The following is a 13774-nucleotide window of genomic DNA, read 5'->3' as shown; positions in this document are numbered from 1 at the left end:
ATACCTTCAAGAATGAAATAACGCTATTCTTATTGTAAGAAGTTTACGAGAAAGGATGGTGTTTTTTTATGAATCCTATTATCTCCAGTGAACTGACACTTTTTGCACAAGAATTACAACGTTTTCTATCTCCAATTGTCATACAAGAAACTGCCAAACAGGTGGGCTTTGTACAACGATCTAGTAAGTATCAAGCAAATGGACTTATCGCCCTTTGCGTTTGGCTCAGCCAAGAAGTCGCTAGTACATCACTTACGCAATTATGTAGTCGTTTAGAGGCTTCGACGGGTGTATTAATAAGCCCAGAAGGGCTGAATCAACGCTTTAATCCAGCAGCTGTCACATTTCTTCGAGAAGTCTTTACTTCTCTTCTCACACAAAAACTCTGTTCAAATCAATCGCTTTCTGCACACATGATCTCTACTTTCAATCGTATCCGTATTTTAGATGCGACAGTTTTTCAACTGCCTGATCATTTCGCCACTGACTATCGAGGTTCTGGTGGGAGTAGTAATACGGCAGGCGTGAAAATCCAATTGGAATATGATTTACTTAGTGGTCAATTAATAGGTTCTACTCTATTGAGATTGTGAATGATAGTACTTAAACTATCGGGGCAGGATAGTTTAATAATCATGGATAATTTTCCAATTTTCATATAATGTAGAAGGAAGAAATGGAGGGATGAAATTTGAGATTTTTCAAGATGTTTTCTTTTTGCACTTTAATGATAGTATTCTTAAATGCTTGTAGTTTAGATACTACAAAAACGAAAAGTGAAATTTTAGAAATACCTAATATAGATGAATATACAACTTTATTAGTGCAAGGTGTTGATGAGGACGGTGTATCTTCCGAGTCAACTTCAAAGGTCATTACAGATATTAATGAAATACAAGCTTTTATAGAAAAAGTGAACAAAATGGAAGTTGTGCAACCTCCTAATAAGGAGCTATTGGAGAAGAGTAAAGAATTAAATAAAAAAGGGAATTACTTTTTTATATTATCCGATAAAGAAACCATGGATAACAAAGTATACACTATGAATTTTTTTAGTGATGGAAGGATTATGTTTCAAGAACCGAACGGAAAGAAGCAAGAAGCAAATGGAGCAGGACAGAAAATGATGTATCTATCAAAAGAAAAACATTCTGATGTTCTTCTTGAAATGAAAGAATTATTGAACATTAAGTTTTAATTAACCATTCTTCAACTAAAAGGTCGATAGTTTAACAAAGGGTTGCTGCGGCAACCTTTTTCGTGCGCCCGGCATGGGTGCAATCTATAGGGTGAAAGTCCCGAACCATGAAGGCAGTAGTAGTGGTTAGCTTAATGCAAGGGTGTCCACGGTGACGTGGAATCTGAAGGAAGCAAGTGGCAAACCTCCGGTCTGAGGAACACGAACTTCATATAAGGCTAGGTATCATTGGATGAGTTTGCGAAACAAAACAAAGTCCTTACTGCCGAAGGTGGTACAGAGTAAATGAAGCAGATAGATGGAGGGAAAGATTGGGGAGGTCTGATGACAGCCAAGTACACTTGGTAACCTGTCCAGTGATGGACAGCTGAATCATCAGAAGTCAGCAGAGGTCATAGTACTTGTCTACTCGAGAAGATAAGGAAGGACCGAACAGATTAAGGAGGATGAATACTAGGCGTTCGTTATCTGCGAAGAAGCAAACAATTCCTAATGGAACTTATTTGAAGGAAGAAGTGGTGAATACATGGGGAACCTCAAAAGGGTGGAGCAGATAAAGGCACAAATAGACCATTTATCCACGTAGAAAGGATATCAACGATGTTAATGGAACAGATATTAGAGAGGGAAAACTTAATATAGGCATTGAAGCGTATAGAAAGAAATAAGGGAAGCCATGGTGTAGATGGAATGCGCGTTCAAAACCTGAGACCGCACCTCGCAACCGAATGGTACAACATGAAAACAGCCCTTTTACAGGGTACCTATCAACCGCAGCCCGTCCGTCGTATCGAAATCCCGAAACCAAACGGCGGAGTTCGGCTTTTGGGTATTCCAACCGTTCTAGACCGTTTCATTCAACAAGCCATTGCCCAAATATTGACCAAGATATATGACTCAACCTTTTCGGAGAATAGCTATGGATTTCGCCCTAACAAACAAGGGCACCAGGCGGTTCGAAAGGCAAAGTCCTATATAACCGAAGGTTATACATGGGTAGTGGATATGGATTTGGAGAAGTTCTTCGATAAAGTGAATCAGGACAAGCTCATGGGAATGTTAGAGCGGAAAATTGAAGATAAACGAGTTCTCAAACTGATTCGTAATTTCCTTCAAGCAGGCATTATGATAGGCGGACTTTTTCATAAAAGTGAGGAGGGAACTCCGCAAGGAGGTCCGTTAAGTCCTTTATTATCTAATATCATGTTAGACGATTTAGATAAAGAACTAGAGAAACGCAATCTTCGATTCGTAAGGTATGCGGATGACAGTACTATCTTTGTGAAGACACGAAAAGCCGCCAAACGTGCAATGGGAAATATCTCAAGATTCATTGAAAATAAACTGAAGCTAAAGGTCAACTACGAGAAGTCGAAGTATGATCGCCCTTGGAACAGAACGTTTCTCGGTTTTAGTTTCACGAAGTCAAAGAAGAACCCGAAGGTTCTACTGGCTAAACAAACGATGAAGAGGGTAAAGAAACGAATCAGGGAAATGACCTCGAGAAAATTACCGATACCCATGGAACTCCGAATAAATAAGTTAAAGCAATACCTTAGAGGTTGGATGGGGTATTTCGCCCTCATTGATACTCCGAACGTATTGAAGAATTTAGATTCATGGATTCGAAGAAGACTCAGGATGTGCCTATGGAAGCAATGGAAATTGCCAAGAACGAGGGTGAGGAAACTCAAAGGATTAGGCGTCCCATTTGGAAAAGCATATGAATGGGGAAATAGCAGAAAGGGTTATTGGCGCATAGCGCATAGTCCTATTCTAGACAAAACCCTTAATAATGTTTATTGGCTCCATCATGGGTTAGTAAATCTATATGAACGATATACAAAACTACGTCAGACTTAAACTGAACCGCCGTATACCGAACGGTACGTACGGTGGTGTGAGAGGTCGGAGGCTAGGCGCCTCCTCCTACTCGATTTATGGCACTAAACCAGCTAATAGTTAGTCAACATTTTTCAATGAAAACTTAAAATATTTCATGCTATACTAAATTTGTGCATGTTAAATAACCTTCCAATGAACTGTATTTGGAAAGTTTTGTGCTATTTAGTTATACTTTTAAACTAGGTTAGATCTTGGAAAGTCGAGTTGTTTTGTAATAGTGCATAAATCCATTGTAGAAGCTTATTGGCACATGCTATCACAGCCACTTTAAAGGGCTTTCCTTCTTCACGTTTCTTATCATAGAACTCTCGTAATCTTTTGTTCTGAGGGATGATTTCATCTGTCGTTTTCTTTTTGCGACAATCACGGATGGCACAACGAGCGGCCATATATAAGGCATGTCGTAGTCTACCAGAACCTCTTTTGGTAATCCGATTTACTGTGCCTTTAAATTTACCTGATTCAAAGATACTTGGATCGATTCCGGCAAATGCCACCAGTTTTTTAGGGTGATTAAACCGATCAATCTCTCCAATTTCAGAAATAATCGTTGCAGCGATTTTTTCACCGATTCCAGGGATGGATTGGATAATCTTATATTCTTCAATTTCTTTTGCCAAAGCATCTATCTCGTCTTCAAACCTGGATAGGTGCTTTTGGTATTCTAGAAGCATTTATATATACATCTCTAGGCTTAAAATGTGACTCTGATATAAAGTTCTCTGAAAAGGATTTCGAGCTGAGGCAGCCATAAGTTTCTCTGCCTGTGTATTCGCCCACTTTCTAGAACGACTTGGACAAAGTTCATTAATCCTATTTGCTACAGTTTCTTCATCGACTGCTGATATGTCTTCAGAAGTAGGGAATTCTAATAGAGTAAGCAAAGAAACAACCGAATACAAATCTCCAAAAACCCCTCTATATTCAGGAAATACTTGATCAAGAACAGCCTGAAACTGTAGTTTTGTTTGTACATAGATCCCTGTTATATTTGCGTGTTGTCTTGAAAGATTACGAAGATTTAAGAGTTGTATCCCTCGTTTTTTATAAGGCTCTAAATCCTCTTTATAGTACAGCTCGCAGAGGTGACGTGCATCGATTATATCTGTCTTTACTTTGCGTAAACTTGAGCTCTTCGCACGATAAGAAATGAGTTGGGTTAACGATAATTAATAAGTAACCTCTCTCCTCAAAATACTGTACAATGGGCGTATGGTAATGCCCCGTAGATTCCAATACAATCGGAGGTTTGATCTCCGCTATACTTTCTATTTCCCTCAGAAAGTGAAAGAGTGTTTTCGGGATATGATTACGGTAGCCGGGGTAGAACGTTCCTGCCCGCGGGGCTTGGACCCCGTCAACTAAACAGTTCGCTCCCTACTTGTAGAAACATGATTAGGCTGGTTGGGACAATGATCTCGTATAACAAGCGAAGCTATGATACTACTAGAAGGATTAAGGGGTACCGGCAATATTCTGCGTAACTTTAAAACTGCCTTGATAAGGCTTCTTCTTCTCCAAGAATGCTTGAACCTGACTTTCTTCTTTCGCTACATCCAGACCAACAACTGGATTCATTTATTATCTCCTCCTAAATATAAAAAATTGTTCAACCAGAAATAACTGGCTGACCTTAATAATACGAGGATAGTTCTACAAGCACAGTGTTTTCGGATTATGATGAACTTCTAAAGGGAGTTTTTGAAACTTGTTGAATTTCTTTAGGTAAGGTTCAATGAAAGGTGGAAAACAATGAAAATAGCCAGTTCTCCTATCAATAGTAAAATAAACAATGTTTTTATTCATGTTAATGATTTAAAGAAATCAGTTGAATGGTATTGCAATCTCCTTGGCATCTCACGAAATAATGACTCTGTAGAATCACCTGTTTACAATATTCCTGTAACAAGTGAAACTGGATTAACTTTAGATGACCATACGTTTGATCCTAATTTCATATTTAAGCCATCCAATAATGTCTTATTTAATTTCTACGCAAAAGATATAGACGAAGCTTACCAATTTATCAAGAGTAATAACATAGCCATTGTTAAAGAAATAGAGCGTATTGGAAGTTTTGCTTATTTTAACTTTCAAGACCCAGATGGTAATGTACTTATGATTTGTAATGGTTAATGTTCTTAGGGAGTAGCCGGCTCACTACTCCCTTTACTTAAGTTTTTTTCGCACTTCCTTTTAACTTCACAGTTTGTGTCAACTCTACAATAAGGCAGGTTGCTGAAGCTGCCTTTTCTTATGGCAGGAGACAGATTTATTTTCTAACCAGGCTGCTGGACGGGAGCAAATCAAAATAGTTTTTATGTTAGTTCTAAAATTGACTGCAAACGTAAATTCAGACGCTCTCATTCCCCGTCTTTGAAGAGCCAGTGGAAGCTTGAATCACTTTATCGAAACTCCCATGTTTCTCCTGCACTAATAAACCCACAGCATCCATCACGATTTAAAAATTTATCAAGAACCAGGCACTACAAAAAATTTTCATCATATATAGGTGATATCCGTTCGGATTTGATGAGGAGGATATCATGCAACCTATGTTACCTATGGAAAAATATTTTGGGCAGTTTGAACTGGTGCATGCTTTTTATGGGGCTATGCCTACAGGTGTCAGCGTTTCCGAAACCGGTCGTATTTTTGTATGCTTTCCGAAATGGGGAGACGACGTTCAATTTACTGTGGCAGAAATTGTTGAGGGTGAATTGCAGCCTTATCCCAGTGTAGAAACCAATTTAGTTAATACTGGGAATATTACGATGTCTTTCGTCAGTGTCCAAAGTATCGTTGCTGATGGAAGAGGAACACTTTGGGTACTAGATACAGGGGCACCAAATTTTTCTGAACCTATTCAAGGGGGAGCAAAATTAGTTGCTGTTGATTTAAGCACGAATACAATAAGGAGAGTATATACCTTTACAGAAGATGTTGTCTTGCCAACAACTTATCTGAATGATGTCCGTTTGGATTTTCGGGTTGGAAGAGCAGGCTATGCATATATAACGGATTCTTCTTCCAGAGGGCCAGGGGCTATTATTGTCGTAGATTTAGAAAATGGGAACGCGTTTAGACGCTTAAATGGGGCAATATCAACTTCACCTGATCCCTATTTTTTACCGAAAGTAGAAGGTGAAATTTTGATGAATCGAAACCCGGACGGCTCGTCTTTCCCATTTAGATTGGCTTCCGATAGTTTAGCGATTTCTCCTGATGGAAAGGTTTTATTTTATGCTCCGCTTACCAGCCGTCAGCTGTTCTCGATCTCAACAGAATCCCTAAGAGACAGAAGGATACAGGACCTGAATTTATCCCAATATGTGCAGTATTTTGGGGAAAAAGGTGCGTCTGATGGAATGATCACCAGCGCAAAAGGAATCGTTTATGCGGGAGACTATGAAAACAATAGTATCCGGAAGATATTGCCGAATGGCGCAATGGAAACCATCGCACATGACCCGAGAATTTTATGGCCGGATACTTTTTCGATTGGCCCCGATCAATACTTATATGTCATTGTGAATCAATTACATCGGCAGGCGAGATTTCATTATGGAAGAGACCTCCGGGAAAAACCATATAGTTTACTTCGTATGAGAATTGATGAATTCCCCGCTCCTACCTTTTCATAGTAATCGTAAACGAAGGTAGCTATCCCCCACCAGGGAGCTGCCTTTTTTGTCAGATATTCCCGCAACTGTCCTATAATAAAGAGGTGACTTAACTCAAATTGAAAAGCCTGCTTCATCTTAGACTTTAAAATATAAATAAAGCACCGTAGGCATGTAGCTACATAAGTATCAACTTACGGTAAGAGGAAAAGTTTTGATCAAAACTAGGAGGTAAACATGGGAAGATTAGTTCACCTCGAAATTCATGTGGATTACTTGGACCGGGCAAAGAAATTTTACAAAAGCGGAAGGGGAACGTGTTCGAATGGACGGTCTTGCTAAAGCGGACGCCCAAAGGGCACAAGGTACGACAGAAGCGGAAATCATCAGGTTAAAAGGGGTAGCAGAAGCAGAAGCCAAGCAGAAAATAGCTGAAGCTTTTGAACAGTTCGGGCAAGCCGCCGTAATGGACATGATTTTGAAAATGCTGCCTGAATATGCAAAACAAGTTGCTAGCCCGCTTAGTAATATAGACAAAATCACTGTAGTGGACACAGGCGGAAGCGGTGCGAATGGCGGGGCTAATAAAGTGACAGGATATGCAACGGATTTAATGGCAACATTGCAAGAGTCATTAAAGGCATCTTCGGGAATTGATGTCAAAGACTTGCTTGAGAATTTCTCAGGAAAACGAAATTTACCATTCACCACCATCAGCCAGGAGAATGTCGAAGCGAGCATGAATATGGCAGCAAGCAAGGAAGAGTAACGGTGAAGAATAAATGAAGAAAGGTAAGGGCACAAATATGCTCTTACCTTTTTTTGAATAGGAGAATATTTTATTTCCTATACTAAAGGGACAAAAAGAACATTTAATTTTTATTATGATAAGGCTTCTTATGGAGCACCTATGGTTAGTGGAAAAGCGATTTTTCACCCTTGTCAAAAGCCAGTTGCTGTTCTCGAAAAAATAATTGCAACTCATACATATCCACCTATGATTATAAATTGAAATTTTATCCAACTCAGACGAGAATTTAATGCCGATTCACTTTAAATTCATTTTTTTCATGGATTTTTACCATTTCCTAGCCTGCTCTAATTTCCCCAAAATATTCCAATGTTCAAACCTTCACAAATTGTTCACAACAATAATGAAAACGCTTACGATTTTCGTTGTATAATATACATATCCTAATTGTTTCATAGTTTTGCACCAATTATCATACAATTTTAAATAAATGATTGAATAGACAGAAGGGAGATAATCAGATGATCTTGAAATCGTTGAAAAAAAAGGGCATAACGACCATCATTTATTATAAAGAAGGAGTATTAAAAACATGCAAGGGTCAATTGCATAAACTTAACCTTAATGAACAAACTCTTTCCTTAAAAGATGAAAATCAAAAGATTTTCTCTATTCGTTTATCTCGTATTATGGAAATCTATTAATTTAATTGCTTTCATTTAACATATTAAAATTACAAAACATTTATTAATCCCGAATCTTTAGTATATTACTAGAGGTTCTTTTTTCATATATGGAAAGCTGGTCAGTTTAGCATTCCTGTAGTTAGTAATTTTTCAGTTTTGAAAAAAATAGGGCCCCTCATTTCCAGATTGATAAAAGTTTTTATACTTTATAGATGGCAGTATCCTTCGTGCGGAATTCCTCAATATGGCGTTCGTAAGAAAGTATGGTGCGATTAACTATGGAATGTATGGAGTGAATACATAAAAAATTAATATTTTTAATAGATAATTTCGGGTTTTGTTTCCCCAGGAAATAATCGTCTTTAATGTATAGTTTTATATAATTACCCAAATTAAACCCAATTTATTTTACAAGAGCAGAGTAGTTGGGTTTCGTTCTTATTTAATTCCAATTACTAATCTAGTTCCTACAGCTTCAGTAATAATTGATGTCAGATTATTAATTTTGAGATTACGTACGTTCAATAAAAGCCTAATTGCTTCCACTGAAGAAGTTGGACTATCAAAGAATCGTTAAAATTAACGATACGGCGAAGACGCTTAATTGTTTCATTAAACTTTAAAGTGGTAAATAGATAGTATCAAACTAGCAGGGAGGTATTAAAATGAGAGTTCTGGTAATAGGAACAGAGGACATGACCGGAGAGCACGTTGTAAAACAGCTGGCAGACAGGCACCATAACCCGGTAGCACTGGTAGGAGCAGAAAATAAAGTTGAGGAAATGGTTAAACTTGGAGCACGAGATGTAGTTTCTTTGGAAAAAAGGGATTTTTCCAGTGCTTTTTCAGGCTGTGAAGCAGTGATCTACCTGAGTAGCGCCAGTCCCCGGACTGGGGAGGGCAAACCAATACTGGTTGACCATCAGTCAGTAATAGACTCAGTTGAGGCTGCTAAGAAACATGGGGTAAAGCGCTTTGTTTTGATGAACACCATGGGAGAAAAAGAAATGGAGAGCTTAGATTCTAGTACAAACGGTGTCAAGTACCACTCAGAAGAGCTATTAAGACAGGAAAAGCTTACATATACGGTCATACGGACAAGTATGCCTGTGGATAAGCCGGGAATAGGTAAAGTTGAAGCTGGACCATCAATTGTGCATGACAAAGGCGAGATACCAAAGGAGGATATTGCTTCTGTATTGGTCAAAGCGCTGGATACTAAAGAAGTATATAATAAAACGTTCCATGTAACTTCTGGAGAAATTCTGATTCATGAAGCACTCCAAAGATTATAGATTACTCGAGTAACTTGCACTAAAAATAAGAAGCAAAGGGTGATAAAATGTCCAAATTAAAACATTACCTTCCTACAGTTTTAAAAGGATCTGCCGTTTTAGGGACAGTTGCGGCCGCAGCGTACTTTTACCGAAAGGATGATACACAAAAACAACATTCAATCCTGAGGAATTTCCCCCTAATAGGCCGAATTAGATACATGACAGAGCAAATAGGACCTGAACTTAGGCAGTATTTATTTGAAAATAATAATGAAGGCACCCCTTTCTCAAGAAAGGAATTCGAGGATGTTGTAAAAGCAGGAAAATATAAGGAGCGTTTAATCGGATTTGGATCGGAACGTGACTTCAATGAGGCTGGATACTATATTCGAAATAGTATGTTTCCCAATCTCCGGGAAGAATTAAGAATAGATAATAGCCAAAAAATCAATACAAAGGTATATGAAGTAGATGAGGAAGGTCTATTGACCAGAAAGGAGAAGCGGGAAGATAGACAAATAGAACCGTACTTTTTACGAGACGAGGATGCTGTCATAATCGGAGGGGACACATGCCGGAATCCCTTTAAATTAAAGGGGCTCGTAGGACAATCTGCAATGAGCTACGGTGCACTCGGTGAGAATGCCATCACTGCACTGTCGAGAGGATTAGGGCTTGCAGGAGGAACATGGATGAATACTGGTGAAGGTGGTCTTTCCAAATATCATCTCTCCGGAAATCCCGACATCATAATGCAAATCGGTCCGGGACTGTTTGGAGTAAGGACAGCAGGTGGGGAGTTCTCCTGGGAAGAATTCAAGAAGAAAAGTGAAATCGAGCAAGTAAAGGCATTTGAAATTAAGCTGGCACAAGGTGCCAAAATCAGAGGTGGGCATATTGAAGGGCAAAAGGTGACAGAAGAAATTGCCCAAATTCGCCTAGTGGAACCTGGCCAAACGATCAATAGCCCTAACCGGTTCTATGAATTCAAGAATTTTAATGAATTGTTCGAATTTGTGGAAAGAATGAGGGATGTAGGCGGAAAGCCTATCGGTATCAAAATTGTTGTGGGGGATCTTGATGCACTTGAGGAAATGACGAAAAACATGAGAGATACAGGTAAAGGACCTGATTTTATCACGGTGGATGGCGGAGAAGGTGGAACTGGGGCAACCTATCAGGAGCTTGCAGATGCAGTCGGACTCCCAATTATGTCAGCCTTGCCACTTGTAGATGAGATGTTAAAAAAATATGGTGTACGTAACAGGGTCAAGCTGATTGCATCAGGCAAGCTGACTTCTCCAGATAAAGTGGCGGTCGCTTTAGCGATGGGGGCAGATTTAGTCAATATAGCCCGCGGTTTTATGATTAGCGTTGGCTGCATCATGGCTGAAATCTGCCATACAAACCATTGCCCTGCAGGAGTAGCCACAACTGATTCAAAGTTGCAGGATGGTCTGGTTATTGAGGAAAAACAATACCGAGTCGCCAATTACGTGATTTCCCTCCGCGAGGGGCTATTTAACCTTGCAGCTGCCGCAGGTATAGATACTCCGACCAAATTTGAACGAAAACACATCGTTCACAAGGATGAGTGGGGAAGAGTTTCCCCTGTCCGGGACATCACCCTAACTCCCGAAAAAGTGGAGAAATTAAGAAATAAGGAAAAAGTGGAGAAATAGAAAGTTGTTTTTTTTTAAAATGTTGAAGAAAAGCGAAATTTGTAGCGATCATTGGTATGTTAATGATTGTAGGAAAAGGCGTGAGTGCATCCAGATCAGATGATATTATTGGAATTTCCTTTGGATTAATCGCAGCTCATTTTATGCAGCGTTATTGCTTTTAAATAAATTAATTAAAAATATGGGAAAGTTAGAGCTGACCATCATTCAGCTTGGAACAACCACATTACTTCTAATGCCATATGTTTTCCTTACTGAAGGCTTTGGTATTTTTGAAGTATTAAGTTCTTCCATTCCTTTTATTTTAATTTTAGGGATCATCAATACAGGGATTGGTTTTTGGTTATTTTTCCCTTGTATGGAAAAATAAAAAACGCAGAGTATAGCTATACTAAGTTATGTAGATCCGTTTGTAGCTATATTGATTTCTGCAATTATCTTGCTAGAACAAATGACAATCGTTCAAATGCTGGGTGGGATATTACGATTAGGCTCTACATTTGTTAGTGAAATTAGATCAGTCAACTTATCAAAACAATTAATGAAAACACCAGCTGAACGTTAGAAACAGTGGGAAGCATTCATTTCCCACTGTTTTATATTTTAGGCTCTTTTCGTAAAGATAGTTGTTTTTAAAACGAAACTATTTAAGGTTGATTGGAGTGGAAGTGCGAGACTCCTGCGGGAGCAGCGGGACAGGTGAGACCCCACAGGCGTTTACGCCGAGGAGGCTCACCGCCCGCACCAAGGAAAGCGAGCATCTGGAGGGGAAATCAACCACAACTCACTACCTGGTAAATAGCAACAAAGTATGTGAAAACAGCCATATCTTAAAATGGTTATAGATAAAGGGTCTAATTTTTATGGATATTTCAATATTATTTTCAAATCCCTCTTTCTTTCTTTTCCACTCATCAGTTTAATGCGATTTTCTAACAAATACTTGCTTATTCGCAGGATTTCATTTTCTTTGTTTTAGGGATGATGATAGCTCGATTATATAACGGCCTTTAGTAAAACAGATTTTAGAAGGGGCTTGGAAAAGTTCAATATACCTACTCTTATTATTCACGGTGACTCTGATGAAACTGTACCTTTTGAGTTAAGTGGAAAACGTACATTTGATTCCATTCCTGGTAGTAAGCCCGCTCTAATAAAGGGTGGTCCGCATGGATTAAACGCAACTCACCCCAAAAGAATTTAATGAAGCGTTGCTAACATTTCTAAAAGATTAATATAGAAGAAACTCGTCAAAAAAGGAGCCTTTGCCCAAAGTTGAACTGTGCCCCATTTTACGGACAGTATAAAAAAGTGCCTAAGCAGCTAATAAATGGTCCCGGTATTGTACTGGGGCCATTTTCCTTAGCCCCCATTGATAACGATGTTCATTATATTCTTCAATAACTCGATCAATTTCTTCCTTCACATCCGTTAAATTAGTACATGTTTTATATTCTGCCAAATCCTTAAAGTGGCCAAAGAAACTTTCCATTGGCGCATTATCCCAACAGTTTCCCTTGCGGGACATGGATTGGGTTATCCCAAGTTCCTTCACTTTGCGTTGAAATAGCGGATGGGTGTAATGGAACCCCTGGTCAGAATGAAGGATTGCACTCGGATGGAACTCGTGACACACAGCCTGCTTTAGCTTATTTAAAGTCTCGTAAACGATATCCATTTCTAATGAAGTAGATAAATGGTACGTAACGATTTCTTTTGTGGCGGCATCTTTTACGCAGGATAAATACGCTTTTTGGCCTTTCCCATAATAAAGATAGGTAATGTCAGTAAGCAGGACCTTCCCTGGCACCTCCTGATTGAATTCACGATTAAGGAGGTTTGGACAAGTAAGGTGCTCCTTGGTTGCCTTGGCCATCTTCCGATACGGGTTGGCCCTTCTGATTTTCGCTAGGAGATTATATTTTGTCATCAACCGTCTGATTTTCTTATGATTCATGACGGCCGAGTAGTCATTCTCCATAATCATTTTGATTTGGAGGGCGCCTACTTTTTCCTTTTTACTGATGAAAATATTTCTGATCAATTCTATGTCCAATTCATCCTGTTCTTCACGAAGCTCACGGTAAGGAGCTGCCTTTAACCAATCATAGTAGCCACTTCGACTTACACCAGCCAATTTGCATAGATAAGAAACAGCCTTCTTTAATTGGTGTATTCTGATCGTCCTTTCAATCAGATAGAACTTCTCAGCAGCAGTTAGAATCATTTCTTTTTCAGAGCCTGCCTTTCTAGCTCTTCCAGCTTTTTTAGGAAGTCATTTTCTGCTTCAAGGAATTTGATTCTCGCCTCGGCCTTCCTAAGTTGATCTTCTACAGACTGTGGCTTGGAAGTGGGGCGTCCTGTACTTCCTTTTCCACGGCGTTCCGTAAGGAAGCCTTCCTCACCAAACCTTTCAAAGGTACTACGCCAGCGCTGTAGACAACGTTTGGGTTGTTTCTTTCCAATTATTTCGAGATTAATTCCCTGGTCAATGAAAATTTGAGAGGGGGCTTTCCCCTTTTTATATTCCTTAACAGCTTTTGTTTTAAATTCCGGACTATAGGAAATAGATCGCTCGGAAGCACTAATGATATTTGGATTCTTTTCAAGTTCTTTAATCTGAAATTCAGTATATATATTCTTACTCATAGA

Annotated in this window: 8 protein-coding genes and 5 pseudogenes; 11 read left to right on the top strand and 2 right to left on the bottom strand. The window is 39.0% G+C overall.

Going from position 1 to position 13774, the window contains the following annotated elements; translation table 11 throughout:
* Nucleotides 1–68: 68 nt before the first annotated feature.
* From UP17_RS13800 to ltrA, 3 genes and pseudogenes are all read left to right on the top strand, one after another.
* Nucleotides 69–581: pseudogene (locus tag UP17_RS13800) on the top strand (IS4 family transposase); the annotation flags it as partial.
* A gap of 110 nt (nt 582–691) precedes the next feature.
* The gene (locus tag UP17_RS13795) at nt 692–1198 is read left to right on the top strand and encodes a hypothetical protein (RefSeq protein ID WP_061463518.1); all 507 of its coding nucleotides are present in this window, start codon (nt 692–694) and stop codon (nt 1196–1198) included.
* A 645-nt stretch (nt 1199–1843) separates the two neighbouring features.
* The gene (ltrA, locus tag UP17_RS13790; protein WP_250211670.1) at nt 1844–3061 is read left to right on the top strand and encodes a group II intron reverse transcriptase/maturase; all 1218 of its coding nucleotides are present in this window, start codon (nt 1844–1846) and stop codon (nt 3059–3061) included.
* 221 nt (nt 3062–3282) lie between these two features.
* On the opposite strand, the pseudogene UP17_RS13785 reads toward ltrA, so the two are convergent.
* Nucleotides 3283–4681 (bottom strand): annotated as a pseudogene (locus tag UP17_RS13785) (IS110 family transposase).
* Nucleotides 4682–4855: 174 nt separating this feature from the next.
* Between UP17_RS13785 and UP17_RS13780 the strand changes: the two are divergent.
* From UP17_RS13780 to UP17_RS26610, 8 genes and pseudogenes are all read left to right on the top strand, one after another.
* Nucleotides 4856–5239: a VOC family protein gene (locus UP17_RS13780; RefSeq protein WP_061463517.1), complete on the top strand. Its 384-nt coding sequence runs from the start codon at nt 4856–4858 to the stop codon at nt 5237–5239.
* A gap of 410 nt (nt 5240–5649) precedes the next feature.
* Entirely contained in the window at nt 5650–6747 is a 1098-nt protein-coding gene (locus UP17_RS13775) for an L-dopachrome tautomerase-related protein (protein ID WP_061463516.1), read from the top strand.
* Nucleotides 6748–7027: 280 nt separating this feature from the next.
* Nucleotides 7028–7495 (top strand): annotated as a pseudogene (locus tag UP17_RS13770) (flotillin domain-containing protein); the annotation flags it as partial.
* A gap of 503 nt (nt 7496–7998) precedes the next feature.
* Nucleotides 7999–8181, top strand: coding sequence for a YolD-like family protein (locus UP17_RS13765; protein WP_034307388.1), 183 nt, complete (start codon nt 7999–8001; stop codon nt 8179–8181).
* Between the two features lie 647 nt (nt 8182–8828).
* Entirely contained in the window at nt 8829–9458 is a 630-nt protein-coding gene (locus UP17_RS13760; RefSeq protein ID WP_061463514.1) for an NAD(P)H-binding protein, read from the top strand.
* A 47-nt stretch (nt 9459–9505) separates the two neighbouring features.
* Nucleotides 9506–11122: an FMN-binding glutamate synthase family protein gene (locus UP17_RS13755; RefSeq protein WP_061463513.1), complete on the top strand. Its 1617-nt coding sequence runs from the start codon at nt 9506–9508 to the stop codon at nt 11120–11122.
* 41 nt (nt 11123–11163) lie between these two features.
* Nucleotides 11164–11687 (top strand): annotated as a pseudogene (locus UP17_RS29560) (EamA family transporter); the annotation flags it as partial.
* Between the two features lie 426 nt (nt 11688–12113).
* Nucleotides 12114–12357: pseudogene (locus tag UP17_RS26610) on the top strand (alpha/beta fold hydrolase); the annotation flags it as partial.
* Between the two features lie 80 nt (nt 12358–12437).
* Here UP17_RS26610 and UP17_RS26605 read toward each other — a convergent pair.
* Nucleotides 12438–13771 (bottom strand): IS3 family transposase gene (locus tag UP17_RS26605; protein WP_155727271.1). Its coding sequence is split into 2 segments (ribosomal slippage): nt 12438–13399 and nt 13399–13771, totalling 1335 coding nucleotides; the frame shifts between segments, so codons are not numbered across the junction.
* Nucleotides 13772–13774 lie beyond the last annotated feature (3 nt).

The sequence above is a fragment of the Peribacillus simplex genome (genome assembly GCF_001578185.1).
In the GTDB taxonomy this organism is placed as follows: domain Bacteria; phylum Bacillota; class Bacilli; order Bacillales; family DSM-1321; genus Peribacillus; species Peribacillus simplex_A.
Note: the sequence above shows the minus strand (reverse complement) of the source record. Positions and strands in the feature narration are given on the sequence as shown.

What these genes read in the sequence shown, in the direction of transcription:
- UP17_RS13780 (WP_061463517.1), top strand. Translation starts at nt 4,856, where the DNA reads ATGAAAATAGCCAGTTCTCCTATCAATAGTAAAATAAACAATGTTTTT.
- UP17_RS13775 (WP_061463516.1), top strand. Translation starts at nt 5,650, where the DNA reads ATGCAACCTATGTTACCTATGGAAAAATATTTTGGGCAGTTTGAACTG.
- UP17_RS13765 (WP_034307388.1), top strand. Translation starts at nt 7,999, where the DNA reads ATGATCTTGAAATCGTTGAAAAAAAAGGGCATAACGACCATCATTTAT.
- UP17_RS13760 (WP_061463514.1), top strand. Translation starts at nt 8,829, where the DNA reads ATGAGAGTTCTGGTAATAGGAACAGAGGACATGACCGGAGAGCACGTT.
- UP17_RS13755 (WP_061463513.1), top strand. Translation starts at nt 9,506, where the DNA reads ATGTCCAAATTAAAACATTACCTTCCTACAGTTTTAAAAGGATCTGCC.